25 protein-coding genes and 1 tRNA gene are annotated in these 25,045 nt (G+C 65.0%); 10 read left to right on the forward strand and 16 right to left on the reverse strand.

Annotated elements, in window-relative coordinates:
- Complete coding sequence (locus V6X73_RS07710) at window positions 1–1,050, reverse strand: AI-2E family transporter (protein ID WP_367959057.1); 1,050 nt, start codon at window positions 1,048–1,050, stop codon at window positions 1–3.
- Between the two features lie 110 nt (window positions 1,051–1,160).
- Here V6X73_RS07710 and V6X73_RS07715 point away from each other — a divergent pair, with 110 nt between their 5' ends.
- Genes V6X73_RS07715 through V6X73_RS07725 form a run of 3 tightly spaced genes read left to right on the forward strand, consistent with a single transcriptional unit; the run spans window position 1,161 to window position 5,521 of the window.
- Window positions 1,161–2,306 carry a flagellar motor protein MotA gene (locus V6X73_RS07715; RefSeq protein WP_367959056.1) on the forward strand — a complete coding sequence of 382 codons (1,146 nt, stop codon included), beginning with the start codon at window positions 1,161–1,163 and terminating at the stop codon, window positions 2,304–2,306.
- Window positions 2,307–2,345: 39 nt separating this feature from the next.
- Window positions 2,346–3,506, forward strand: coding sequence for an OmpA family protein (locus V6X73_RS07720; RefSeq protein ID WP_367959055.1), 1,161 nt, complete (start codon window positions 2,346–2,348; stop codon window positions 3,504–3,506).
- A gap of 17 nt (window positions 3,507–3,523) precedes the next feature.
- Entirely contained in the window at window positions 3,524–5,521 is a 1,998-nt protein-coding gene (locus V6X73_RS07725; protein WP_367959054.1) for a sensor histidine kinase, read from the forward strand.
- Window positions 5,522–5,529: 8 nt separating this feature from the next.
- Here V6X73_RS07725 and V6X73_RS07730 read toward each other — a convergent pair whose 3' ends face one another.
- On the reverse strand, window positions 5,530–6,528 hold the full coding sequence (locus tag V6X73_RS07730) for a LysR family transcriptional regulator (RefSeq protein ID WP_367959053.1): 999 nt from the start codon (window positions 6,526–6,528) through the stop codon (window positions 5,530–5,532).
- A 142-nt stretch (window positions 6,529–6,670) separates the two neighbouring features.
- Here V6X73_RS07730 and aceA point away from each other — a divergent pair, with 142 nt between their 5' ends.
- A complete protein-coding gene (gene aceA / locus V6X73_RS07735) occupies window positions 6,671–7,960 on the forward strand; it encodes an isocitrate lyase (RefSeq protein ID WP_367959052.1) in 1,290 nt (429 codons plus the stop codon).
- A 68-nt stretch (window positions 7,961–8,028) separates the two neighbouring features.
- On the opposite strand, the gene V6X73_RS07740 is transcribed toward aceA, so the two are convergent.
- The 11 genes from V6X73_RS07740 to rpsU all read right to left on the reverse strand — a co-directional run bounded on the left by V6X73_RS07740 (window position 8,029) and on the right by rpsU (window position 17,285).
- Window positions 8,029–8,889, reverse strand: a complete 861-nt coding sequence (locus tag V6X73_RS07740; RefSeq protein WP_367959051.1) for an isocitrate lyase/PEP mutase family protein — start codon at window positions 8,887–8,889, stop codon at window positions 8,029–8,031.
- 84 nt (window positions 8,890–8,973) lie between these two features.
- Complete coding sequence (gene arsH / locus V6X73_RS07745) at window positions 8,974–9,687, reverse strand: arsenical resistance protein ArsH (protein ID WP_367959050.1); 714 nt, start codon at window positions 9,685–9,687, stop codon at window positions 8,974–8,976.
- Complete coding sequence (gene arsB / locus V6X73_RS07750) at window positions 9,684–10,781, reverse strand: ACR3 family arsenite efflux transporter (protein ID WP_367959049.1); 1,098 nt, start codon at window positions 10,779–10,781, stop codon at window positions 9,684–9,686. The genes arsH and arsB overlap by 4 nt, the downstream gene beginning before the upstream one ends.
- On the reverse strand, window positions 10,778–11,158 hold the full coding sequence (locus tag V6X73_RS07755) for an ArsR/SmtB family transcription factor (RefSeq protein ID WP_367959048.1): 381 nt from the start codon (window positions 11,156–11,158) through the stop codon (window positions 10,778–10,780). The genes arsB and V6X73_RS07755 overlap by 4 nt, the downstream gene beginning before the upstream one ends.
- Window positions 11,158–11,661 carry an arsenate reductase ArsC gene (locus V6X73_RS07760; protein ID WP_367959047.1) on the reverse strand — a complete coding sequence of 168 codons (504 nt, stop codon included), beginning with the start codon at window positions 11,659–11,661 and terminating at the stop codon, window positions 11,158–11,160. The genes V6X73_RS07755 and V6X73_RS07760 overlap by 1 nt, the downstream gene beginning before the upstream one ends.
- 282 nt (window positions 11,662–11,943) lie before the next feature.
- Window positions 11,944–12,693, reverse strand: a complete 750-nt coding sequence (locus V6X73_RS07765) for an SDR family oxidoreductase (protein WP_367959046.1) — start codon at window positions 12,691–12,693, stop codon at window positions 11,944–11,946.
- Window positions 12,694–12,740: 47 nt separating this feature from the next.
- Window positions 12,741–12,816 (reverse strand) — tRNA-Ile (locus tag V6X73_RS07770).
- Window positions 12,817–12,884: 68 nt separating this feature from the next.
- Window positions 12,885–14,741: an RNA polymerase sigma factor RpoD gene (gene rpoD, locus V6X73_RS07775; RefSeq protein WP_407810441.1), complete on the reverse strand. Its 1,857-nt coding sequence runs from the start codon at window positions 14,739–14,741 to the stop codon at window positions 12,885–12,887.
- A 72-nt stretch (window positions 14,742–14,813) separates the two neighbouring features.
- Window positions 14,814–16,553 (reverse strand): DNA primase, encoded by a 1,740-nt coding sequence (gene dnaG / locus V6X73_RS07780; RefSeq protein ID WP_367959045.1) that lies wholly within the window; start codon window positions 16,551–16,553, stop codon window positions 14,814–14,816.
- A gap of 58 nt (window positions 16,554–16,611) precedes the next feature.
- Window positions 16,612–17,058 (reverse strand): GatB/YqeY domain-containing protein, encoded by a 447-nt coding sequence (locus V6X73_RS07785; RefSeq protein ID WP_367959044.1) that lies wholly within the window; start codon window positions 17,056–17,058, stop codon window positions 16,612–16,614.
- 11 nt (window positions 17,059–17,069) lie between these two features.
- On the reverse strand, window positions 17,070–17,285 hold the full coding sequence (gene rpsU / locus V6X73_RS07790; RefSeq protein ID WP_367959043.1) for a 30S ribosomal protein S21: 216 nt from the start codon (window positions 17,283–17,285) through the stop codon (window positions 17,070–17,072).
- Between the two features lie 129 nt (window positions 17,286–17,414).
- On the opposite strand from rpsU, the gene tsaD reads away from it, so the two are divergent.
- Window positions 17,415–18,470: a tRNA (adenosine(37)-N6)-threonylcarbamoyltransferase complex transferase subunit TsaD gene (tsaD, locus tag V6X73_RS07795; RefSeq protein ID WP_367959333.1), complete on the forward strand. Its 1,056-nt coding sequence runs from the start codon at window positions 17,415–17,417 to the stop codon at window positions 18,468–18,470.
- On the opposite strand, the gene plsY is transcribed toward tsaD, so the two are convergent.
- Window positions 18,467–19,057 (reverse strand): glycerol-3-phosphate 1-O-acyltransferase PlsY, encoded by a 591-nt coding sequence (gene plsY / locus V6X73_RS07800; protein WP_367959042.1) that lies wholly within the window; start codon window positions 19,055–19,057, stop codon window positions 18,467–18,469. The two genes, tsaD and plsY, sit on opposite strands and share 4 nt — an antisense overlap.
- A 101-nt stretch (window positions 19,058–19,158) precedes the next feature.
- On the opposite strand from plsY, the gene folB reads away from it, so the two are divergent.
- From folB to V6X73_RS07825, 5 genes are read left to right on the forward strand one after another with little or no spacing between them, the layout of a single operon-like run.
- Window positions 19,159–19,521 carry a dihydroneopterin aldolase gene (gene folB, locus V6X73_RS07805; protein WP_367959041.1) on the forward strand — a complete coding sequence of 121 codons (363 nt, stop codon included), beginning with the start codon at window positions 19,159–19,161 and terminating at the stop codon, window positions 19,519–19,521.
- Window positions 19,518–20,018, forward strand: a complete 501-nt coding sequence (gene folK / locus V6X73_RS07810; RefSeq protein WP_367959040.1) for a 2-amino-4-hydroxy-6-hydroxymethyldihydropteridine diphosphokinase — start codon at window positions 19,518–19,520, stop codon at window positions 20,016–20,018. Before folB ends, folK begins: the two co-directional genes overlap by 4 nt.
- 1 nt (window position 20,019) lies before the next feature.
- A complete protein-coding gene (locus V6X73_RS07815; RefSeq protein WP_367959039.1) occupies window positions 20,020–21,216 on the forward strand; it encodes a class I SAM-dependent methyltransferase in 1,197 nt (398 codons plus the stop codon).
- 60 nt (window positions 21,217–21,276) lie between these two features.
- Complete coding sequence (locus tag V6X73_RS07820; RefSeq protein ID WP_367959038.1) at window positions 21,277–21,960, forward strand: adenylate/guanylate cyclase domain-containing protein; 684 nt, start codon at window positions 21,277–21,279, stop codon at window positions 21,958–21,960.
- On the forward strand, window positions 21,961–22,770 hold the full coding sequence (locus tag V6X73_RS07825; RefSeq protein WP_367959036.1) for an undecaprenyl-diphosphate phosphatase: 810 nt from the start codon (window positions 21,961–21,963) through the stop codon (window positions 22,768–22,770).
- A 24-nt stretch (window positions 22,771–22,794) separates the two neighbouring features.
- Here V6X73_RS07825 and V6X73_RS07830 read toward each other — a convergent pair whose 3' ends face one another.
- Window positions 22,795–24,045 (reverse strand): multifunctional CCA addition/repair protein, encoded by a 1,251-nt coding sequence (locus V6X73_RS07830; protein ID WP_367973023.1) that lies wholly within the window; start codon window positions 24,043–24,045, stop codon window positions 22,795–22,797.
- The gene (locus V6X73_RS07835; RefSeq protein WP_367959033.1) at window positions 24,042–25,004 is read right to left on the reverse strand and encodes a complex I NDUFA9 subunit family protein; all 963 of its coding nucleotides are present in this window, start codon (window positions 25,002–25,004) and stop codon (window positions 24,042–24,044) included. The genes V6X73_RS07830 and V6X73_RS07835 overlap by 4 nt, the downstream gene beginning before the upstream one ends.
- Window positions 25,005–25,045: the final 41 nt, after the last annotated feature.

A 25,045-nucleotide genomic window follows, 5' to 3' on the forward strand; every position in this document is an offset into this window, starting at 1 on the left:
TCAACCGGTCACAAAGGCATGGGCGTGACGTAGCAGGACCACGACCACCGCTGCGACGGGCAATGCCAGCAGCACGCCGGCAAAGCCAAAGAGCTGCCCGCCGGCGAGCACGGCAAATATCACCGCCACCGGGTGCAGGCCAATGCGGTCCCCCACGAACAATGGTGTGAACACCACCGATTCCAGCATCTGGCCGGCGCCATAGACAACCCAGACCAAAAGCACCGGGATCAACCACTCGGGGTGCTGGAATATGGCCGCAGCGCTCGCCGCAATGATCCCGACGATAAACCCCAGATAGGGCACCACCGCGGCCAGCCCCGAGAGCAGGCCGATCAACACCCCCAGATCCAGGCCGATCAGCCACAGCCCCAGGGCGTAGAAAAGCCCCAGGGCGATCATCACCAAAAGCTGACCGCGCAAAAAAGCGCCAACGACCTCATCGCATTCCATCGCCAGATGCCGCAGCGTGGGCTGCCAGCCCGTCGGGACGAGGTTGAGCATGCCGGCGAGGACACGCTCCCAGTCACGCAGCAGATAGAAGGCGACCACCGGGATCAGCGCGAGGGTGGCGATGGCGCCGGCCAGCGCCAGACCCGATCGGGTGACGCGCTCGAGGACAATCGCGGCCACGTTGCCGGTGGATTGCCAGTCGGCGGTCACCGCCTCGCGCAGCGCCCCCAGCTCGATGGCCCCGGCATCGATGCCCATGGTCTGCTCCAGCCATGGCAAAGCGCTGCCCTGCAGCCAGCCGAGCATGGCGGGCAGTTGGCCGCGCAGCGTCTCGAGCTGGCGGCCGATCAGGGGCACGAGCATCAGCATGGCCAGCAGCAGGATGAGGGTGAGCGCCAAAAAGACAACGCTGGTTGAAAGCGTCCGGTTCAAGCCCAGGCGCTCGAGCCGGCGGGCCAGGGGGTCGCCCAGGTACGCCAGCAGTGCACCGGCCAGAAACGGTGTCAGGATGGGTTGCAGCCAATAGACCAGCAATCCGGTGAGAACCACCAGGGCGAGCCCCAGCCCCAGGCGATAGCCGCGCAAAGCATCATTCATGGTTGGCAGGATAGCCCAGTGGGTCGCGGGACGCAGCCATGGGGGGTACATCACAGCGTCATCCGCGCTAGGGTAGTCTCATGGAAATACCCCAACGAAGGAGGTATGGCATGCGCAATCCCAATCGCGTGCTCACCTGGATCATGGTTTTTCTGGCCGCCGTTGCGGCGGCGGCCGGCGTGCTCTATGCACCGCTCAGCGAGGCGTTTCTGGCCAACCCGGTGTTCAACGGCATGATCATCGGGGTCTTGCTGGTGGGGCTGGTGATCAACTGCCGCCAGGTGCTGGTGCTCAAGCCCGAGGTGGAATGGGTCGAGCGCTTTCGCCATGCCGAGGCCGGCGATGCGCCGTCGCTTGCCGGCAGCCGGCTGTTGGGGTCGATGGCACAGATGCTCACCGGCCGCCGCGGTGATCGGCTCAACCTCTCGGCCATGTCGTTGCGTACGGTGCTGGACGGGATCCGCTCCCGGCTCGACGAATCCCGGGATGTGTCCCGCTACCTGATCGGGCTGCTGGTGTTTCTGGGGCTGCTGGGGACCTTTTGGGGGCTTTTGGATACCCTGCGCGCCGTGGGGGGCGTGATCGCCGGTCTGAGCTTTGAAAGCGGCGATGCCGGCGCGGTTTTCACCGCCCTGCGCGACGGGCTGCAGGCGCCACTGACCGGTATGGGCACCGCCTTTAGCTCATCGCTTTTTGGCCTCGCCGGTGCGCTGGTGCTCGGCTTTGTCGATCTGCAGGCCTCGCATGCGCAGAACCGGTTCTACAATGATCTCGAGGAATGGCTGGCGGGGCAGACGCGGCTATCCAGTGGTGCGATCAGCGGCGGCGACGAAGGCTCGGTGCCCGCCTATATCCAGGCCCTGCTCGAGAATACCGCCGATAGCCTGGATAAACTCCAGCGGGTCATGGCCCGGGGCGATGAGGAGCGGCGCAGCGTGGATGCGCGCATCATCGAGCTGACCGAGGAGATCTCGCGACTCGCCGAGCAGTCGGCCAGTGAACAGCGCGGGTTGATGGGGCTCACGCGTACCCAGGCCGAGCTGCAGGGGGTGCTCACGCGTCTGGCCGACGCCAGTGAGGCGGATGAAAGCCGCGAGGCCGCCCTCAGCGAGCAGCTCAAGGCGATGGCTCAGGGCCTGCAGGATCTGCGGGCGGAGCTGGCGAGCGATCGCGAGCGGCTCATCGGTGAGCTGCGCGATGAGGTCCGGCTTTTGACCCGCACGGTCTCTCATCTCAACGACAACGACCCGGATTGATCGGCCATGTTGGGCAGCCCTCGGCGTCAGCGTGATACGGTGAATATTTGGCCGGGATTTGTCGATGCCCTGGCCACCATCCTTTTGGCCTTTGTTTTTGTGCTGCTGCTCTTTGTGGTCGCGCAGCTCTATCTCAGCAGCCAGCTGAGTGACCGCAACGAGGCACTGGCGTCATTGCAAGCCGAGCTCGACGCGATGGCCGAAGCGCTGTCCCTCGAGCGGGATGAGCGTCGCCGCCTCGAGGAAGAGGTCTCCGGGCTTTATGCCGAGCTGTCGGCCACCCTGGCGCAAAGGGACGAGGCCCGTGAGTCGCTGGCGGTCTCCGAGTCAGCGCTGGCGGCGGCCCGGGAGCAGGTCGCCGCCGGCGAGGACGATCTGCGGGCGAGTCTGCTGGAGATTGCCACGCTGCAACAGAAAATCATCGACTTGCGCAGCGAGCTGGCGGGTGCCGAGGCACGCACCCGGGCCGCCGAGGAGACGGTGGAAGCCCGCGAGATGCGCATACAGGATCTGATCGCCGAAGTCGAAGAGCGTGAGCGCGCCTTGCGCGAGGAGCAGACCCTGACCGCCGATGCCGAGGCGCGAGTGGAGGCGCTTCGGCGACAGGTCCGCTCGCTTCGCGAGCAGATCAGTGCGCTTGCCGAGGCCCTGCGGATCGAAGAGCAGACCGTTGCCGAGCAGCGTACTCGCATCGACACACTGGTGGAGCGGTTGAACGTCGCTCTGGCCGAAGAGGTGCAAGAGCTCTCCAGCTACCGGTCCGAGTTCTTCGGTCGATTGCGTGAGGTGCTCGGTGATATCGAGGCGATCGAAATCGTCGGGGATCGCTTTCGCTTTCAGTCCGAGCTTTTCTTCGACACCGCCTCGGCCGAGATCGGCCCGGCGGGTGAAGCGCGACTGGCCCAGGTGGCCGAGACCCTGCGTCGGGTCGCCCAGCGCATCCCCGAGGAGATCGATTGGGTCCTGCAGGTCGAAGGCCACACCGACCGCCGCCCCATCAACACCGAACAGTTCCCCTCCAACTGGCAGCTCTCCACGGCAAGGGCCCAGTCGATCCTGGATTCGCTCATCGATGAGGGGATCCCGCCACAACGCTTGGCGGCGGTGGGTTATGGTGAGTATCAGCCCGTGGCCGAGGGCGACAGCCCCGAGGCGCTGGCCCAGAATCGCCGCATCGAGCTGCGGTTGAGCAATCGGTAAGGCGGCACGGGACGGGCATGAGACTGCAACGGTGGTTGGCTGTGACGCTACTGGGCGTGGTGCTGGCTGCTACCGTCCAGGCCACGTCCGCCCGGGCGGACACGGCCGTGACCGCGCCGGTGGATGGGTCAATCAGCCTGAACGACGCGGTCGCCTATCTGGAAGACCCCGCCGGCACCCTGACCATCGATGCCATTCGCACTGGCGAGGCCAGTGATCGGTTTCAACGGTTTGCGGGCGGTGATACCCCCAATTTCGGTCTGAGCGATTCGGCCTGGTGGTTCCGCCTCCGGTTGCAGGCACCTGCGGCGGCGTCGCTGTCCTACTGGCTCGAGATTGGCTACTTTGGTCTGGTGGATGTGCGGTTCTACGCCCCGGGGCAGCCGGTGATGGCCACCGGCTACAACCAGCCGGTAACGCAACGCCCCCGGGTTCACCGACATTTCGTCTTCCCGGTCGAGCTTTCCGTCGACCAACCCCGCACGTACTACCTGCGGGTGGCCTCCAACGGTTCGGTCACCGTCCCCCTGCGGCTGTGGACGCCGTCGGCCTTTGACTTGTCCGACACCATCCGGATTGCCGGGTTGATGGCCTACTTTGGTGTCCTGCTCGGGCTTTTGATCTACAACCTGTTCCTCTATGTTTCGTTGCGCGAGCGGCAGTACGGGATCTACTGCGTTTTCCTTGTCTTTGTGGGCCTGGCCATGCTGGTGCACAACGGCTTTCGAAGTTACCTGCTGTTGCTGTGGCCGGGTTGGCCGGACACCCTGGGGACCAATTCGCTTTTCTCGATGGCCGGGGTCTTTGCAGTCTGGTTTTTGCGGGATTTTCTCGAGACCCGACAGGCGCAGCCGATTATCGATCGCTGGCTTTTGGGGTTGATGGCGATTTTTCTGGGGATCGCCCTGCTGCCGGTGGTTGACGCGCCGGTTCGCGTCGGCTCGGTCTCGATCAGCGTCGCCGGCGCGCTGACCGGCCCCATCCTCTTGTGGGTGACGCTGCGCAGCTGGTTGCGCGGGTTTTCCGGGGCGCGTTACCTGATGCTGGCCTGGGCGGTTTTGTTGGTGGCTGCCACCGTCCAGGCCCTGCGCAATTTCGCGATCATTCCGACCAACGTGGTGACCGGCAACCTTTTGCAGATCGGCTCGTTGCTCGAGATGCTGCTGCTCTCCTTCGCCCTTGCGGATCGTATCCACAGCGAGCGCCGGGCCCGCGAGCGGGCCCAGCAGGAAGCCCTCGACAAAGAGCGGCAACTAGTCGAGGGCCTGCGCGCCTCCGAGGCCAAGCTTGAGAGCTTGGTCCAGCAGCGCACGGTAGATCTCTCGCGGGCGCTGGATCGGGAACGGACAACGCTGGAGAAGTATCGCCAGTTTGCCGGGCTGATTGCCCATGAGTTTCGCAATCCCCTGGCGATTATCCAGGGGCAGGCCCAGGTGGCCCGCAAAGAGCGGGACTATGGTGTGGGCGAGCCGTTGCAGCGTTTCGAGTCCATCGAGGGCGCTGCCGGCCGCCTCGAGCAGCTCTTCGAGCAGTGGCTCGAGAGTGATCGCATGGAAAAGGGCGAGCACACCATGCAGCGCCAGCGCCTGGAGCTCTCGGAGTGGCTGCCGAAGCTGCTGGCGCCGGGCAATCTGCGGGTGGATCACCCCCTCGAGCTGACAACACAGCAAGCCACGGTGCTGGCCGATGAGGCACTGCTGGGGAATGCCATCAACAACCTGATCGACAACGCGGCCAAGTACTCATCCAACGGCACCCCCATTCAGGTGGACGTTATCCGCGCCGACGGCGAAGCCGGCATCCGCGTGCGGGACCGCGGCGTCGGCATCCCGCCGGAGGAGCATAATCGGGTGTTCGAGCAGCACTACCGCTCGCCCAACAACATCACCGCCCGGGGCATGGGGATCGGCCTTTTCCTGGTCTCGCAGGTCATGCAGGCCCACGATGGCCGTGTCACGGTCGAGAGCAAGCCGGGCGCGGGGAGCGACTTTACGCTCTGGCTAAAAACGCTCTAGCGGCATGCCTAGACCGCATCCAGGCCATCGGCGGCGATAAAGCCCGGCCCGGAGCGGTCTGGCCCGGGGCGGTCGAGTCGATCGGGGTCGGCCTCGAAAAAGTCCGGGCGCATCATCTCGAGAAACCGCCGGGCTTGGGGTGAGAGAAACCGGCCGCGCCGGGACATGGCGCCATAGGTGCGCTTGGGGAAAATCTCGGGCAACGAGCGCACCACGATGCCGGGGTAGTCCTCGGCGAGGCAGACATTGCTGACAATGGCGATCCCGAAGCCCAGTGAGACATAGCGCTTGACCGCCTCCCAGCTGCCGACCTCGAGACGGATCCGATAGCGGATGGCGTGCTGCTGGAAGACCAGGCTGATCAACCGCCAGGTGGTCATGTTCTGTGGCGGGATGATGTAGTCCTCGACGGCCAGATCCCGCATGGTGATCACATCCCGCCGTGCCAGAGGATGGTCGGGTGGGGTGATCAGCGACAGGCCGTAGGAGTAGATGGCCCGGTAGCGAAGCTCATCGGGCATATCCAGGATGGCGCCAACGGCAAAGTCCACCTGGTCCTGGCGCAGGGCGTCCATGAGCTCGCCCACCGACAGATGGTGCAGCCGCACCTGGACATTGGGGTGGTGTTCCATGAACCGCTCCAGCGTCGGCGGCAGCAGGTAGAGCGTGGACGACTCGCCGGCACCGATATCCAGTCGGCCGCTGTCGAGTGGCCGGTTGCCCTCGGCAAAACGGTCGGCCAGCCCGTCGATGGCCTCGACCAGTTTGTGGCCCTCGGCATAGAGCTCTTCGCCGTCGGGGGTCAAGCGAATCCGTGGGCCCCGGCGTTCGAAAAGGGTGATGCCCAGTTCCCGTTCGAGGGCCTGGATTTGCAGCGACACCGAGGGCTGGGTGACGCCAAGGCGTTCGGCGGCGCGCGAGATGCTGCCGGCTTCGGCAGCAAAGCAGAAAGCACGCAACTGACGCAGGCGATCCTGGCGATAGGTCTGATCCAGTGGTACCGGCATGGTCGGGTCCAATTATTAATAAAAAAAATGCTATGTATTGAATACATTACCTTGTGCAATGCTGCGACGCCACATATGGTGCAGTGCGTAGACGGCCAGACCGTCCACGGCAATGACCAGGCCTTGAGGAGGGCGATCGACGATGAAAACCATGAAAACGGCAGCCGAGATCGAAAAAGACTGGGCCAGCAACCCCCGTTGGGCCGACGTTAAACGCCCTTATCCGGCCTCCGAGGTGGTTCGTCTGCGCGGCACCGTGCCGGTGGAGCACACACTGGCCACGTTGGGCGCCGAGAAGCTTTGGGATTACCTCACCAGCGGTGATCTCGACTACGTCAACGCCCTGGGGGCGATGACCGGCAACCAGGCCATGCAGCAGGTCAAGGCCGGGCTCAAGGCGATCTATCTGTCGGGATGGCAGGTGGCGGCCGATGCCAACCTGGCCGGCACCATGTACCCGGACCAGTCGCTGTATCCGGCCGACTCGGTGCCATCGGTGGTCGAGCGCATCAACAACGCCTTGATGCGCGCCGATGAGATCCATCATGCCGAGGGTGATGACAGCGTTGACTGGATGCAGCCCATCGTCGCCGATGCCGAAGCCGGCTTCGGGGGTGTGCTCAACGCTTTTGAGCTGATGAAAGGCATGATTCGCGCCGGAGCGGCCGGCGTGCATTTCGAGGACCAGCTGGCCTCGGTCAAGAAATGCGGGCACATGGGCGGCAAGGTGCTGGTCCCCACCCAGGAGGCGGTGCAAAAGCTGGCCGCGGCCCGGCTGGCGGCAGACACCATGGATGTCCCGACGCTGCTGGTGGCCCGGACCGATGCCCTGGCGGCGGATCTGATCACCTCGGATGTGGATGAGTACGATGCACCGCATATCACCGGTGAGCGCACGGTAGAGGGCTTTTTCCGCACCAACGCCGGTGAGGCGCAGGCCATCAGCCGCGGCCTTGCCTATGCGCCATTTGCCGATTTGATCTGGTGCGAGACCGGGACCCCGGACCTTGGCTTTGCCAAGCGCTTTGCCGAGGCCATCCACAAAGAGCATCCCAATACGATGCTGGCGTACAACTGCTCGCCGTCGTTCAACTGGCGCGGCAAGCTGGATGAGAAGACCATCGCCAGCTTCCAGAACGAGCTGGGGGCCATGGGCTACAAATTCCAGTTCATCACCCTGGCTGGCTTCCACAGCCTGAACTACTCCATGTTCGAGTTGGCCCGCGGCTACAAGACCCGCCAGATGGCGGCCTACTCCGAGCTGCAGGAAGCCGAGTTTGCTTCGGAGAAGGATGGCTACACCGCCACCCGCCATCAGCGTGAGGTGGGGGCCGGCTACTTTGACCAGGTCACCCAGACCATTCAGGGCGGGGTGTCCTCGGTGACGGCCATGACCGGCTCCACCGAAGAGGAGCAGTTCAAGTCTGCCTGAGTGGGTAGTGATCGCCACCCACTGACTTTACGGGGGCTTCGGCCCCCGGTTTTTTATCCGGCCGCGGCTCAGACGCCGTACTTTTCGTCCAGGGCCAGGTAATCATCGGTGCCAATCACCGCCTCCCGGCCCTTGAAGGTCACCATCTGCTCCTGCATCGCGGCGCTGTGGCCGTCACGACGGATCGCCGCCAGGGTCTGCTGCATCCCCCAGATGGCGGCACGCTGGGTGTCGCTGGGGATGATGATCAGACTATAGCCCAGTTCACCCAGCCGGTCGGCCGGCATAAGCGGCGTCTTGCCACCGTGGAACATGTTGATCAGCTTGGGCTGGGGCAGGTCCCGGGCGATCTGCTCGATCTGTTCTTCCGAGGTCGGCGCCTCGACGAAGATGGCATCGGCGCCGGCCTCCATGTAGGCGTGGGCGCGGGCGATGGTGGGCTCGTATCCCTCGACGGCCAGTCCGTCGGTGCGGGCGATCAGCACCATGTCGGGATCATGCAGGGCATCCTTGACCGCCCGGATCTTCTGCGTCATCTCGCGCTCGGGGACGATGGACTTGTCATCGTAGTGGCCGCATTTCTTGGGGAAGACCTGGTCTTCGAGATGGAAGCCTGCCACGCCCGCCCGCTCAAAGGCCCGGGCGGTTTTCTGGGCATTGAGCGCATTGCCGTGACCGGTATCCGCATCGGCGATCAGCGGGATGCCGGTGACATCCACCATCTCCTCGAGCCGACGGGTGATTTCATCGAGGCTCATCAAGCCCAGATCCGGCACACCGGTGCTGCGGGCGATGCCACCACCGGTGGCGTAAACCGCCGAGAAACCGGCCTGTTCGACCAGTCGCGCCGAGAGGCCATCAAAGGCCCCGGGGGCGACGACCGGTGAGTTGTCGGCGATGAGCTGGCGCAGTTGCTTGGCGGCTGACATGGGCTCCCTCCTGCTTTGTTTTGTTAGAGGGCCGGATTCTCGCCGATATCAGCCGGTGATGCCATCGCCGCTATGGCGTTCGCTTTATACTGATCGCTGGTTGACCCGCGCCGATACGGCCTCGGGGGTTTCCACCCGCTCGGAGTAGCGATCGACCAGGTAGTCCCGACAGCCGCGGGTCAGGCGGGTGAACTTCACGAGCTCTTCCATCACATCGACGATGCGATTGTAAAAAGACGAGGGTTTCATGCGCCCGTCCTCGTCGAACTCCATGAAGGCCTTGGGCACGGATGATTGATTGGGGATGGTGATCAGGCGCATCCACCGGCCGAGGATGCGCAGCTGGTTGACGGCGTTGAAGCTCTGCGAGCCGCCGTTGACCTGCATGACCGCGAGGGTCTTGCCCTGGGTCGGGCGCACGCCCCCCATGTTCAGCGGGATCCAGTCGATCTGCGCTTTCATGATGCCGGTCATGGCGCCGTGGCGCTCGGGGCTCGACCACACAAACCCATCCGCCCAGGTCGCCAGCTCGCGGAGTTCGGCCACCTTGGGGTGGTCGGCCTCGGCGTCATCCGGCAGCGGCAGGCCGCTGGGGTCAAAGACCCGGGTGTCCGCGCCCAGGCGACGCAGCATGCGTGCCCCCTCCAGCGCGGTGAGCTTGCTGTACGAGCGCTCGCGCAGCGAGCCATAGAGCAGCAGGATACGGATCGGTGCCTCGCCGGCGGGAGTCAGGAGCGAGGCATCGTCGATGGGCCTGAAGGCGGCCTCAACCAGGTTGGGTGTGGTCTCGTCACTCATGTTCCGCGCCTTTGTCGCACCGTGGGCGCCCGCTCGTACCAGGGCCGCGAGCGATTCACCAGTTTGACGAGGGCCAGCATGACCGGCACTTCGACCAGCACGCCCACCACGGTGGCGAGCGCGGCCCCAGAGTTTAACCCGAACAGGCTGATGGCAACGGCGACGGCCAGCTCAAAGAAGTTGGACGTCCCGATGAGCGCGGCCGGTGCCCCAATGCTAATGGGCACGTGCCAACCGCGGGCCCAGAGGTAGGCCAGCCCGAATATGCCGACGCTCTGGATGATCAGCGGGATCGCGATCAGCGCGATGACCAGGGGCTGGTTGAGGATGCGCTCGCCTTGAAAGGCAAATAACAGTAAGACCGTGACCACCAGGCCCATGACCGTGATCGGCTTGATGCGCCCGGTGAATCGATCGACCGCGGTCTGTCCCCCCTGGCCGAACAGATGCCGTCGGGTCAGGGCACCGGCAATCAACGGGATCACCACGTAGAGGCCGACCGACAGCAACAGCGTCTGCCAGGGCACGATGACCTCGGCCACCCCCAGCAAAAGGGCGACCAGTGGGGCAAAGGCAAAGATCATGATGAGGTCATTGATTGCGACCTGGACGAGCGTATAGGTCGCATCGCCGTCGGTGAGCTGGCTCCAGACAAAAACCATCGCGGTACACGGCGCCGCCCCCAGCAGGATCATGCCGGCGATGTAGGCCTTGGCGTCGTCCGCCGGCACCAGGCCGGCGAAAAAGCCTTCGAAGAACAACAACGCCAGCCCGGCCATGGTGAACGGCTTGATCAGCCAGTTGATGACCAGAGTCACCGTGAGGCCTTTGGGTCGATCGCCGGCATGGCGTAGCGACGCAAAGTCCACATTGATCATCATCGGATAGACCATGGCCCAGATGAGCACGGCCACCACCAGGTTCACGTTGGCGATTTCAAGGCCGCTCAGCCATTCAAAGGCGGTCGGGAACAGCTTGCCGAGCGCAATCCCCGCCACAATGGCGAGCCCCACCCAGACGCTGAGATAACGCTCAAACCGGCCCATCACCTCGCCGGTGGCACGCCGGGCGGTCACGTCACATTGTGCAGTCATGACTCACACTCGCTTCGATTTCTGGCAATGGCACGGGTGATGTGGCGCACGTCATCGGCATGCGGTGCCTGGTCGGCCAGGGATTCACAGATGGCATTGAGGGTGGTGCGCAGCCATTCGGGTCGATCCCCGCAGAGTTGATAATGGATCCATTGCCCACTACGGCGTGTCTCCACCAGGCCGTTATCGCGCAGCGTGGCCAGGTGGCGGGACATCTTGGGCTGGCTGACCCCGAGCGCTTCGGTGAGCTCGCAGACGCAGAGCTCACCCCGACGGTTGAGCAGGACCATCGCACGCAGGCGGGTCTCATCGCCAAGCAGCCGAAACAACCCGGTGGGGGTCAGTGCATGGCCGGTATCGGTCTGACGGGCTTCCATCACTCGGTCTCCGGCCGGGTTTTGCCAATGGACTCGAGCTGGTCCTGGAGCTTGAGCCGATCCAGCGAAGCGATGGGCAGATTGGTGAAAAGGCCAATCCGGCTGCGCAACGCGATAAACGCATCGCGAAAGGCGCGCTGGCGGACTTGGTCCGGACCCTCGACCGCCGCCGGGTCGGGCAGGCCCCAATGCGCGGTCATGGGCTGACCCGGCCAGACCGGGCAGGGCTCTGACGCGGCCTGGTCGCAGACGGTGAACACGAAATCCATTTTGGGCGCGTCCGGGCCGCTGAAGGCGTCCCAGTTCTTGCTATGCAGCCCCTCGGTCGGGATCCGCATCTGCTCGAGGAGCTCGAGCGCCAGTGGATTGACCTGCCCGGCCGGGAAGCTGCCCGCGCTGTAGCCGGTGAATTGGGCCCCGGCCGTATGGTTGATCAATGCCTCGGCCAGGATGCTGCGGGCCGAGTTGCCGGTGCAAAGAAACAGTACGTTGTAATGCGCCATCGTGGGTTACCGTTGTCCATCGATGGCAGCATTGTATCTGCTTCCGCATATATACGGTGTTACAGATATATGACGCTATCGGGGCGCGAAATATCCGCCACTCCCACCGCCCGCGGGGAAGTTGCCGTCGGGGGCCGAGCCGGTGCTGGCGCAGGCGCTTAGAAGCGTGATAGCGATTAGGAGGATTGTCAGCCGACCCAATTTCATGATGATTTCCTCTGGCAAGAACGTCGCCATCGGACAAGTTGTTCGACTTCGTGTTCCTGATCGGCTGACGGCTTTTTATCCTCGCCCCAGATAAGGCATTTTTGTCGCCATCACAGTCATAAACTGCACATTGGCCTCGAGCGGTAAGTCGATGATGTAGCGCACCGCATCGGCTACATGCGCGACATCGATGACCGGCTCGCGCATCACGCTACCATCCGGCTGCGGGATGCCGGCCTTCATGGGCTCGGTCATGGGGGTTTCGGCATTGCCAATGTCGATCTGGCTGCAGGCGATGTCATGGGCCCGGCCGTCGAGGGTGATGGACTTGGTCAATCCAGTGATCGCGTGTTTCGAGGTGGTATAGGCAACGGAGTTGACCCGTGGTGCATGGGCAGAGATCGAGCCGTTGTTAATGATCCGCCCGCCGGCCGGGTCCTGCCCGCGCATCATTCGGAAAGCGCCCCGCGCCATCAAAAAAGCCCCATCCACATTGACGCCAAGCACCCGCCGCCAGTCGTCGTAGCTGACATCGGCGGTTTCGCTCGAGGCCATGAAAGCGCCGGCGTTGTTAAAGAGCACGTCCACACGCCCCCACTGACTGGCTACCTGCGCGTAGATCCGGTCAACTGCCTGCGGGTCCGATACATCGGCGGCGATGGGTAGCGCCTGATCCGGATGGGTGGCCGCGAGGGCCTCGAGAGGCTCGCAGCGGCGGGCGACGAGGGCCACCCGATGGCCATCGGCCAACAGCGCTTCGGCAACGCCCCGGCCAATGCCCTGACTGGCGCCAGTCACCACTGCCACCTGCTCAGTACGGGCCATGGGCGCATCTCCTTTTAGTGGCATCTTGCCGCGCAAGGCATCGAAAGTGGTGGGCCCACCAGGATTCGAACCTGGAACCAAAGGATTATGAGTCCTCTGCTCTGACCATTGAGCTATGGGCCCGCTGATCGGGCGGGAGTATACCGGCGAGCGTACAGGGTGTCGCCGTTACCGCCTTGGGCGATGCGGGCCTATTGCTCGTCGAGGAAGCTGCGCAGCCCATCCGAGCGGGTCGGGTGGCGGAGCTTGCGCAGTGCCTTGGCCTCGATCTGGCGGATGCGCTCGCGGGTGACGTCAAACTGCTTGCCGACCTCTTCGAGGGTATGGTCGGTGTTCATGTCGATGCCAAAGCGCATGCGCAGGACCTTGGCCTCGCGTGGTGTGAGCCCCGAGAGGACCTCGCGCACCGACTCGCGCAGCCCCTCGCGGGTCGCCGAATCCACCGGCGACATCACCGAGGTGTCCTCGATGAAATCACCCAGATGCGAGTCCTCGTCGTCGCCAATGGGGGTTTCCATCGAGATCGGCTCTTTGGCGATCTTCAGGACTTTGCGGACCTTGTCCTCGGGCATTTCCATCCGCTCGGCAAGCTCCTCGGGGTGGGGTTCGCGGCCCATCTCCTGGAGCATCTGGCGAGAGACGCGATTGAGCTTGTTGATGGTCTCGATCATGTGGACCGGGATGCGGATGGTCCGCGCCTGATCGGCAATGGAGCGGGTGATCGCCTGCCGGATCCACCAGGTCGCGTAGGTCGAAAACTTGTAGCCACGGCGGTATTCGAACTTGTCCACCGCCTTCATCAAGCCGATGTTGCCCTCCTGGATCAGGTCCAGGAACTGCAGGCCGCGGTTGGTGTACTTTTTGGCGATGGAGATGACCAGGCGCAGGTTGGCCTCGACCATTTCCTTTTTAGCGCGCCGCGCCTTGGCCTCGCCGATGGACATGCGGCGGTTGATCTCTTTGATCTCGGCCGGGGGCAGGCCGGTGAGCTCGCGAATGCGGATGAGCTCGGCCTGTTCATCCAGCAGCGCCTGACGGTGCTCGGCAAGCTTGTCGCTGTAGGACTCGCCGGATTGGATGACCTTATCCACCCAGCCCGTGTCGGTTTCGTGACCCGGGAAGGACTGGATGAAGGCCTTGCGCGGCATGCCCCCCTGCTTGGTGGCGACCCGCATGACCTCGCGCTCGGCAGCGCGGACGCCTTCGACGGCCTTGCGCAGATTGCCGGCCAGCCCCTCGATGACCTTGGGCACGAACTTGATCGCCAGAAACAGGCCGGTCATCTCTTCACGGATCGGCCCCAGCGCCTTGGCGTCCGGGCCCTTGTCCTCGAGCACCTCCACCATCTGGTAGTGGAGCACCTCGATGCGGTCGAAAATGGCGGCGGCGCGTTCCGGATCCGGTCCGGCGTCGCCGGTGCTGGCGGCTTCCTCTTCTTCGCCCTCGACCGCGTTCGCTTCGGCTTCGCGGGCGGCGGCCTCAATTTCGGCCTGCTGTTCGGCCACGACCTCGGGGACGTTTTCAACCAGCTCGCTGATATCGCGAAAACCGGCGACGACCTCGGCGAGCCGCAGTTCGCTGTTCTGGATGCCGTGATGCAGGGCAACGATGGTTCGGGAAGACTCCGGATAGCCGGACAGGGCCCGAAGCACCTGGTCGAGGCCATCCTCGATGCGCTTGGCCAGCTCGATCTCACCCTCCCGGGTAAGCAACTCGACCGTGCCCATCTCGCGCATGTACATCCGCACCGGATCGGTGGTGCGGCCAAACTCCGCATCTACCGCGGCGAGGGCAGCAGCAGCCTCTTCGGCTTCGTCCTCGTCGGTCGAAACCGCGCCATCGCTGAGCAGCAGCGTATCCGCATCCGGCGCCGTTTCGTGAACAGGGATGCCCATATCGTTGATCATGCCGATGATGTCTTCGATCTGCTCCGGCTCGACGATATCGTCGGGCAGGTGGTCGTTGACCTCGGCATAGGTCAGATAGCCCTGCTCCTTGCCGCGGGCGATGAGTTCACGAATCTGGGATTGCTGGTCTTGGCTTGCCATAAGTCGCTGATGCTCGGAGTTTTTCGGCGGGACCCTGTTTTTGTGCTGAACCGATTATGGTAGCACTTTTTTCTAGCGCTTCAATCGTGTCCATTCGTCCCATTCGGCGGCGGTAAGTTCCCCGGCCTGGAGCCGTTCGTTGAGGTACTGAAGCCGGCGGTCGGCCAACAACCGGCGCACGCGGGTCATGGCGTCGGCAAACTCGTCGGCCAACCCCGCCTCGGGCACCATGTGATCCCAGGTGGCTAGCTTCCAAAGCGCAACCTCGTATTCACTGTCCCGAAACCGCTCCAGTACCGCACTAGGGGTGATCTGGGGTTCATTTCGGCCCAATTCAAGCAGTTGCACCAATAACGGCAGGCCGGGCAGGTCGTCCAGGCCGCGCAGCGAGGCCACATCCTCGACCTCTGCGGCCAGCCCCGGGCGCTGGAGCAGCAGCGCAATGGCCAGGCGCACCGGTGTCCGCCGCACGGCGCTGCCGTCAATGCCCGGCTCGGCGGCACTGGCCTGACGCGAGCGCGTCAGCGTCTCACGGCCGTCGACGATGCCTTCCAGATAATCGCTCTCCAGCCGGGCCAGTCCGGCGACCCGCTCGATGAGCATGTGCCGGTAGACATCGGGTGGGAGTTTCTGCAGAAGCGGCAGGGCCTGTTCGATCAACCGTGCCCGGCCGTCCATGCTCTGCATGTCCACCTCGCGGGTGAGGCGATCGATGAGATAGTCCGAAAGCGGCGTGGCCTCGGTGAGCCGTTGATCGAATCCGGCTTTCCCCTCTCTTTGCACCAGACTGTCCGGGTCGTCGCCCTCGGGCAGGAACAAAAACCGCACCTGTCGGCCCTGACGCATGGCCGGCAGGGCGCTTTCGAGCGCCCGCCAGGCCGCCCGCAGCCCGGCCGCGTCGCCGTCAAAGCAGAAAACGATATCCGCACTTGCGCGAAACAACCGCTCGACCTGCCGTGTCGAGGTGGCGGTTCCCAGGGTGGCGACGGCGCGGTGGATGCCGGCCTGGGCGAGCGCCACCACATCCATATAGCCTTCGACCACCACCATTTCGGGCGGGTGGCGGTCGGCCTGGAGGGCTTCGTAGAGGCCGTAGAGCTCCTGGCCCTTCTGAAACACCGGGGTCTCCGGCGAGTTGAGGTATTTGGGTTCGCCCTCGTCGATGACCCGGCCGCCAAAACCGATGGTGCGGCCGCGACGATCGCGGATGGGGAACATAATCCGGTCACGAAAGCGGTCATACCCGCGGCTGTTGTCTTTTTCGACGACAAGACCGGCGCGCTTTAGGGGATCGGCGTCGGCGACGGCGCGCAGCAGGTTGTCCCAGCCTGGCGGAGCAAAGCCGACTCCGTAGGTCCGGGCGATCTCGCCGCTGATGCCGCGGGTTTGCAGATAATCCACCGCCCGCTGGCGGCCGGGGTGGTTGCGCAGCCATTGCTGATAGTGACTACTGGCCTGCTCGAGGACCGCATAGAGAGGCTTTTGCGCCTCGGTATTGCCCCCGCCTCGAGCCTCGGTGGGGATTTCCATGCCGGCGAGGGTGGCGAGCTGCTCGACCGCTTCACGAAACTCGAGCCGGTCATACTCCATGAGAAACCGGATGGCGCTGCCATGGGCCCCACAGCCAAAGCAGTGGTAGAACTGCTTGTCGGCGCTCACGGTAAACGATGGGGTCTTCTCGCCGTGGAACGGGCAAAGGCCGTGGTAGTTGCTGCCCGAGCGCTTGAGCTGGACACGCTCGCCCACCAACTCGGCGATGTCGATGCGCGCGAGAAGCTCGTCGATGAAACTGTCTGGGATACGCCCGGCCATGCCCCTACTCTACGGCATCGGCGGGATGATCAGGAGCCGAGCAGACTGGCGGTGGCGGTTAACCGAGCTTCACTTTGACCCGGCCGCTGACCGCGCCCATGTCGGCCCGGCCCTGAGCTTTGGGCTTGATGATGCCCATCACCTTGCCCATGTCACGGACGCTCTCGGCGCCGGTTTCGTCAATGGCGGCGTCGATCAGAGCGTCGATTTCGGCGTCGGTGAGCGGCTGGGGCAGAAACTCGCCGATGAGTGCGATCTCGGCCCGCTCGGCGCTTGCAAGATCGTCGCGGCCGGCCGATTCGTACTGCTCGAGCGATTCCCGGCGCTGTTTGACCATCTTATCGAGGATGGCCAGCACGTCCGCGTCTTCGAGGCTGCGGCGCTCGTCGACCTCTTTTTGCTTGATGGCGGCGCTGACCATGCGCAGCGTCGAAAGCCGGTCCTTTTCGCCGGCTTTCATGGCCGTTTTCACGGCATCCGCAATCGCTGTCTTTAGCTCGCTCACCGGCGCTTGGGTCAGTAGAGGCGCTGGGTACGCTGGTTTTCGCGCTGCAGGCGCTTGGCATGACGCTTGACCGCCGCCGCCTGTTTGCGCTTGCGCTCCTGGGTGGGCTTTTCGTAGTGCTCGCGGCGGCGCACCTCGGAGAGGACCCCCGCCTTCTCGCAGGACCGCTTGAAGCGGCGGAGTGCCACCTCGAAGGGCTCATTTTCGCGAACCTTAACGCTCGGCATAAAGTCTTGACCTTACCCTGTTAGTGAAATCGACGTAGACTGGGCCATGACCCAATCGAGCCCGGTAGTCTAAGCGCGGCCGGGCGAAAATGCAAAGTGATCCATCACAAAGACGGACGGCCCGCGACGATGATCGTCCTTGGCATCGAAACCTCCTGCGATGAGACCGGCATCGCGCTCTACAGCCACGAGCAGGGTCTGCTGACCCATCGCCTGCACAGCCAGGTAGACACCCACGCTGTTTATGGCGGTGTCGTGCCCGAGCTTGCCTCGCGCGATCACATCCGCCGGGTCCTGCCGCTGGTCAACGACTGCCTGGACGAGGTCGGGCTGAGCCGCGCCGATTTGGGGGGGGTCGCCTACACCCGTGGCCCGGGGCTGGCCGGCGCGCTGCTGGTGGGAACGGCGGTGGGACGAAGCCTGGGCTGGGCGCTCGATTGTCCGTCGCTGGGTGTCCACCACATGGAAGGCCACCTGCTTGCGCCCATGCTCGAACCCGAGCCGCCTGCGTTTCCTTTTCTGGCGTTGCTGGTCTCGGGCGGGCACACCATGCTGGTGCAGGTCGCGGATATCGGCCGCTACCGGGTGCTGGGTGAATCCCTCGATGACGCGGCCGGTGAGGCGTTTGACAAGACCGCCAAGCTGCTTGGCCTGCCCTATCCCGGCGGGCCGCAGCTCGAGGCGCTTGCCCGCGACGGAGACCCAGACCGGTTTGTCTTTCCGCGGCCGATGACCGACCGGCCGGGACTGGATTTCAGCTTTAGCGGACTGAAAACCGCGGTGGTCAATACCGTGGCCAGTGCCGATGCCGAGCCGGCCACCCGAGCAGCCATCGCGCGGGCGTTTCAGGATGCGGTGGTCGATACCTTTGCCATTAAGGTGCGCCGGGCCCTTGCCGAGACCGGTGCCCGGTGCCTGGTGGTGGCCGGCGGCGTGGGGGCCAATCAGGCGCTGCGCGAGCGCTTGCGCGAAGAGGCCAGCGCCCAGGGCGCGACGGTGGCCTATCCACGTCTGGCGTTTTGCACCGACAACGGCGCGATGATCGCTTATGCCGGCTATCGGCGGCTTCTGGCCGGTGAGCGGGATGATGGCGCCACCGAGGTCAGACCGCGTTGGTCCATGGATGAGCTCTCGCCACCGGGTGAGGCATTGCCGCAGCCCACGCCGGCGGCGGGCGGGGCCTAGGTCTGTCGCTTGCCGATGCGCGGCTCGGTGCCCTTGGCGATGCGCTGGATGTTGCCCCGGTGTCGCCAGCCGGTGACAAGCGCCATGATGGCGCCCCCGGCGGCCAGCGCCGGGTAGCCGGTGGCCAGCAGGGCAAGCGGCGCCAGGGCAAAGCTTGTCAGCGCGGCCAGGGATGAGAGCCGGAATACCGCCGCCATCAGCACCCAGCAGCCCAGCGCCATGAGCCCCACCGGCCAGGCCCAGGCCAGCATCACCCCCAGCCCGGTGGCGATGCCCTTGCCGCCCTGAAAACCAAAGAAAACCGGATAGAGATGGCCCATGAAAGCGGCCAGTCCGACGGCCGCCAGTGCCGCGCCGTCAACGCCCAGGCCGTGGGCCAGGACGACCGGGATGACGCCCTTGATCGCGTCGGCCAGCAGCGTTACCGCCGCGGCCCGCCGGCCGCCGAGGCGCAGCAGATTGGTCGCTCCGGGGTTGCCGCTGCCATCCTGGCGCGGATCGCCCAGACCCAGTACCCGAGCGACGATGACCCCGGCGGATAACGAACCGGCCAGATAGGCGATGAGGATGAGTGGCAGGGCAAGCATAGGCGGCATTCCACCCGCTGGGGATGAGCCGGTCAAGCCGGCGCCATCGCCGGGTGGCCGCGGTTGTGCTTGGGCGGCCGACGTGGAATGCTCGCAACCCCATGGATACGGTTTTGATTGAAGGCCTCAACCTGCGCTCGGTCATCGGGGTACACGCCTGGGAGCGCGCCATCCGTCAGCGCCTGCAGCTCGACCTGGCGCTGACAGTGGATACGTCCGCCGCCGGGCAGTCGGATGCCATCGAGGATGCGGTGGATTATGCCGAGCTGAGCGCCCGCCTCACCCAGCTGGCCGAGGCCGCCGAGTGGCAGTTGATCGAGGCGCTCGCCGAGCAGCTGGCGCAGGCTGCATTGACCGACCGGCGCATTAAGACCGTCACCCTGACCCTGCGCAAACCCGGTGCATTGCCGGCCGCCCGGTCGGTGGGCGTGACCATTATCCGCAGCCAAACCGAGGACGCATGAACCGCGCTTATCTGAGTATCGGCAGCAACATCGACCCGGCTGCCAACGTGCGGGCCGGTGTCGCCGCCCTGCGGCAACGCTATGGCGCGCTTTTGATCTCACCGGTCTACCAGACCCGGCCGGTGGGGTTTGAAGGCGATGACTTCTACAACCTGGTGGTCGGGCTGGATACCGATGACAGCGCCGAGCAGCTTGCCGCGGCCTGTCGCGAGATCGAAACCGAGCGTGGCCGCCAGCGGGGCAGCCAGCGATTCAGCGCCCGAACCCTTGATATCGACCTGCTCACCCTGGGCAATGCCATTCGCGATAATGTGCCGCTGCTGCCCCGGGACGAAATCCTTAAATACGCCTTTGTCCTCAAACCGCTGGCGGATCTGGCGCCGGATGAACGCCACCCCGTTGAGGGCCGACGTTACGCCGATCTGTGGGCCGAATTCGAGGATGTCGGTGGGTGGAAGCCGATCGACCTCGATCTGTCGAGCGAAGCGGCCGGCTGACATGCATCGGGACGACGGTGAGGCCCTGCCGGCGCCGGATGAGCAGGCCGCCGCCCACTCCCGGGCACTACGCAAACGCATCGATGCGGCCATTGCCATGGCCGGCGGGGTACTGGATTTTGCCGAATACATGGCGCTTGCCCTCTACGCCCCGGGGCTTGGCTATTACAGCGCCGGGCAGCAGCGCTTTGGCGCCGAGGGGGATTTTACCACCGCGCCGCTGATGAGCGATCTTTTTGCGCACACCCTCGCCGGCGAGGTGGCCGAGGTGCTGGGTCGGGTCGATGACGGGGTTGTCCTGGAGTTTGGCGCCGGCACCGGCCGGATGGCCGCGGATATGCTCATCGCGCTGGACGAGGCCGGCGCCGTCCCTCGCCAGTACTGGATCCTCGAGGTGAGCGCCGATCTTAGAGCCCGTCAGGCCGAGACCGTCAAAACACTGCCAGCGCATCTGCAAAGCCGCATCGAGTGGCTTGATCGGCTGCCGTCGGCGCCCATTCATGGCGTGATCCTTGCCAATGAGGTGATGGATGCCATGCCGGTGCGCTGTTTCGAGCGCACCGACAGCGGGGTGCAGATGTTGGGGGTGGGGCATGATGATGCCGGGGCGCTTTGCTGGCGCACCCGGGCGGCCGACGCGGCCCTGGCATCGGCGGTGGCCGACATCGAGCAGCATATCGGTGATCGGCTGCCCGCTGGATACCGCTCGGAGTGGTGTCCGGGGCTTGCGCCCTGGGTGGCCGAGCTTTCGTCCATCCTCGCGGCGGGGGCGGCGTTTTTGATCGACTACGGGTACCCGCGCCGTGAGTACTACCACCCCCAGCGCGGCGCCGGGACACTGCTCTGCCACTATCGCCATCGCGCCCACGATGACCCGTTTTTCTGGCCGGGGCTGCAGGATATTACCGCGTCGGTGGATTTTACCGCGGCGGCGGCAGCCGGCCGTGCGGCCGGGCTGACGCTGCTGGGGTTTTCCACCCAGGGCAATTTCCTTGCCGGTGCCGGGCTGCCGGCGCTCATCGAGCGTCGCGCGGGCGGCGACCCGCAGCGGGCGGCAGAGTTAGCCCAGCAGGCCAAGCCGCTGCTCTTTCCCGATGAGCTGGGCGAGCGATTCAAGGTGCTCGGGCTCGGCCGTGGCATGGATCACATCCCGTCCGGCTTTGGCTTTGCGGATCATCGAGCTCGGTTGTCAGTATAAAAGTTTTAATTTAGAACGTGTCTCCCGGGGACGTCATGACGCAGGCAAGGGAGGCAAGGCATGCGGTCGCGACGGACGCGACGCCGTACGGTCAGGGACGAACCGGCGGATAACGACCCACCCTGGTATTCCGCCTATCTATCGCCGCCGGTGCGGGCACTGCTCGACCGGCCGGACGGCCATTACCATCTAGCCCGGCCACGCCGTGCGCAGGTGTGTATCCTCTTTACCGATATTCGTGGTTATACCGAGCTCTCGCGTACCATCGACCTGGAGGTGCTCCAGCAGACTGTCGACGCGGTGGCCGGGCAGCAGAGTCGCTTGATTGCCCGGCATGGCGGTTACCTGGATTATTTTGCAGGCGATGGGGCCATGGCGGTTTTCGAAGGGGTGGGCATGACGGGTCGGGCCTGTCGTTGTGCGTCGGCCATTATCGATGTGGCCGCGGATGCGACGGCATGGCCGGAGCAGCGCCCATTGCCGCTGGGGGCGGGGCTTCACACAGGGGAGGTGGTCTTGAGCAGTCTGGGGTCGGAGGAGCGGCGGATCTATACCGCCATTGGCGAGACCGTCAACATCGCCGCCCGGCTGTCGGATCAAGCCGAGCCCTGGTCGTTGCTGACAACGGGCCCGGTACTGGAGCGTCTCACCCCCAGGTACCGGCGCGGTTTCGAGGCCATGCCGGCGGCCACGCCCAGGGGAGTGGCCCGCGGGGTGGGCATCTACCGGTTGAGGAGCCGCTGAGTGGATACGCTGCAGGCGATCTGGCTGGGCCTGATCCAGGGGGTGACGGAGTTTCTGCCGATCTCAAGCTCGGCCCACCTGATCCTTCTGCCACGGCTTCTGGGTTGGCCGGACCAGGGGCTTGCGTTTGATGTGGCGGTGCATGTGGGCACCCTGCTGGCGGTGCTGTGGCATTTCCGCGACCGGCTTCGGCCATTGTTTGTGGATACCCTCAAGTCCCTGGTGCGGCGACGCCCGGTTGGCGAGAGCCCGCTGGGGTGGGCGATTGTCATCGCTACCCTGCCGCTGGTGGCGGGGGCATTGATCCTCGCGGATGCGGCCGAGACGGTTCTGCGCGGGCCATTGGTCATCGCCTGGGCCACCATCGGGTTTGGGCTGCTGCTTGGGTGGGCGGCCCGACGGGGTCGGCATCACCGGGATGAGCACAGCATCGGGCTGGGGGCGGCGCTGATCATCGGGGCGGCCCAGGTGCTGGCGATCATCCCGGGTACCTCGCGCTCGGGGATCACCATGACCGCCGGGCTATGGCTGGGGTTGGCGCCGGCGGCGGCGGCCCGATTTTCCTTTTTGCTCTCCATCCCGGCCATCGCCCTGGCCGGCGGCTGGAAGGGGCTACAGCTGCTTGGCAACCATGGCGCCGTCGACTGGCCGCTTTTTGTGTTGGGCACGGGCGTGGCCGGTGTGTCGGCATATGTCTGCATCCGCGCCTTTTTGGCGCTCATCGAGCGGATCGGCATGCTGCCTTTTGTCATCTACCGGCTGTTGCTCGGCGGGGTGTTGCTGTGGCTGTTCTGGGGCGCCGGCGCCTGACCCGGTGGCCATCCGGGGGATGCGTTAGCCGGCCGTGTCCGGGTCGGCGCGCAGATCCGCCAGCGCATCGAGTCGGGCCCTTTCCATGGCATTGCCGATTTCAGCGCCACGCAGGCCGTCGTTGACAAAGGGGGTTGCGTCGATGGCCTGACAGCGGCGCAGGGCTTCTGCCAGATAGGCGGCCTGGGGATAGGGGCGATCTTCGAGTCCCAGCCGGCCGCGGTAATCCGCCTCGCAGGCGAGGGTGAAGTCACTCAGCCGCTCGGGCCGGCGCAGGGCATCCAGCCCGGTGATCAGCCGCAGCAAGGTCTCGGGACGCAGCTCGCGGATCTTGTGGCACTGCAGATGATACCGGGTGACTCCCATCGCCAGATCGCGGCAGGCCGTGGGGATCGGCAGGCGTTCACACAGCGCCTTGACCAGCGGCACCCCGCGGGCCTCGTGGCCGCGGTGGCGAGGCAGTTCGGCTTTGGGTGTGATGCCTTTGCCAAGGTCATGGACCAGAACGGCAAAGCGCACCGGCAAGTCGGCCTCGAGCCGCGCGGCCTGCTGCAATGCCATGAGGACATGCTCGCCACTGTCGATTTCGGGGTGATGCCGCGGCGGCTGGGGGATGCCGAAAAGCCGGTCCACTTCGGGCAGCAGCACCGCCAGCGCCCCACAGCGGCGCAACACGCGAATGAACACCTCGGGCGCCGGCGCCATCAGGGCCTTGGCGAGCTCTTGCCAGACCCGCTCGCCGACCAGGGCGTCCACCTCGCCGCTGTCGACCATGTCCCGACACAGGGCCATGGTGTCATCCGCCACCCGAAAGCCCAGCGGTGCAAATCGGGCGGCAAACCGGGCCAGGCGCAGGATGCGCACCGGGTCTTCGCGAAAGGCATCAGAGACATGGCGCAGCAGTCGTTTGTCCAGATCCGCCTGGCCGTTGAACGGGTCGATGAGATGCCCGGCCTCGTCACGGGCCATGGCGTTGATGGTGAGATCGCGGCGGCGCAGGTCTTGCTCGAGGGTGATCGTCGGGCTCGCATGAAAGGTAAAGCCGTGATAGCCCGGAGCGATCTTGCGTTCGGTGCGCGCCAGGGCGTATTCCTCGCCGCTTTCCGGGTGGAGGAATACCGGGAAGTCCTTGCCCACGGGCCGAAAGCCCTGCTCGGTCATGGACTCGGGCGTTGCACCGACCACCACCCAGTCCCGCTCGTGGACCGCCAGCCCCAGCAGGCGGTCGCGAACGGCGCCGCCGACCTCAAAGATCTTGGGCTCGGTGCTGCTCACCCGTGGCGGCCGGCGTCCCGACGCCATTCGTCGTAGCGATAGCGAGTGGTCTTGCCCCCAAGATAGCCGGGTGCCACGGCCTCGAGCGCCGTCGGGTGAATGCCCAGTTGGGGCAAGGCATTGTCGGTGCAGACGTTATCCACCCGGGTCGAGAGGTAGTTGTCGTAGGTATAGGGCTGGCCCGGCAGGTGCTGCATCACCCGTCCCTGAAGCCGGGACAGGCCATCCGGCAGCGGGATGATGGCGCGTTTTAACTCGAGCAGCCCGGCCACATAGCGCACCAGCTCGATCAGCCGGTAGGTGCTCGGTCCCCCCAGTTCGAGGGTGCGGCCAAAAAGCGTGCGATTCGAAAGGCTGGCTTCGAAGGCGGCGGCCACATCATCGACGTAGACCGGCTGGAACCGGGCATCCGGCGTGGGCAGGGGCAGAACCGGCGCCAGGCGCAGCATCCCGGCAAAGGTATTGAGAAAGCTGTCGGCCGGGCCGAACACCACCGAAGGCTGGAACGTCGTCACGGCGAAGTCGTCGCCGTGGGCGGCCAGCGCGATGCGCTCGCCCTCGCCCTTGGTCTGTTGATAACGGCTTGGCCCGTCGACACTGGCGCCCAGCGAGCTCATGTGCAGCAGCCGCTTGACGCCGGCCTCCCGGCAGGCGGTGATCAGTCGCTCGACCAGGTGGACATGGACATCCTCGAAGCGCCGGCCGGGTTTTTTGCCCTCGTTGAGGATGGCCACCAGGTTGATCACCGCATCCATGCCCGCCAGCTCCCGGGTCAGGGCCTCGGCGTTGTGGATGTCGGCCTCGACCAGCTCGAGATTGGGGATGGGCAGAAGATGCCGATTGCGTTCGCGGTGGCGGGTGAGCACCTTGATGTGGATGGGCTGATTGGCGAGGCGGTTGGCGATTTGCCGTCCGATAAAACCGGTGCCGCCGAGAATGCAAACGCTGCGGATGCGCATGACTGCCGCGCTCCCTTTGGGTAACGAATCTCGTCGACATT

The organism is Spiribacter pallidus (genome assembly GCF_040838495.1).
Classification (GTDB): Bacteria; Pseudomonadota; Gammaproteobacteria; order Nitrococcales; family Nitrococcaceae; genus Spiribacter; species Spiribacter pallidus.